This is a genomic window from Thalassospira sp. ABL2_045 (genome assembly GCF_056161285.1).
In genome coordinates, this window is record NZ_JBSWYV010000043.1 from 1 (window position 1) to 230 (window position 230).

The following is a 230-nucleotide window of genomic DNA, read 5'->3' on the forward strand; positions in this document are numbered from 1 at the left end:
TAGCAAATCTTATGAGATAGAAGGTCAGGCGCTCCCGGATGACGGGACCCCGACGGATCCGGTTCTTCCGACCTACGAGATTGTGATCTCGGCCCATGCGACGAATTACGGAGTTGCAGCCGCACTTCAGGCAGACGGTGTGTGGAACGGGACGGATGCGGTTGAGGTAACGGTCACGGTTGATGAAGGCGTTGTTATTGGCTCAAACAGTGCGAGTGCCTATGCGATAG

General features: G+C 55.7%; 1 protein-coding gene. It reads left to right on the top strand.

All coding sequences use genetic code 11. The annotated features are described in order from the left end of the window. Positions 1–230 (top strand): hypothetical protein (locus ACXAIA_RS20665; RefSeq protein ID WP_475351012.1); only part of this gene is annotated, 230 nt, incomplete at both ends.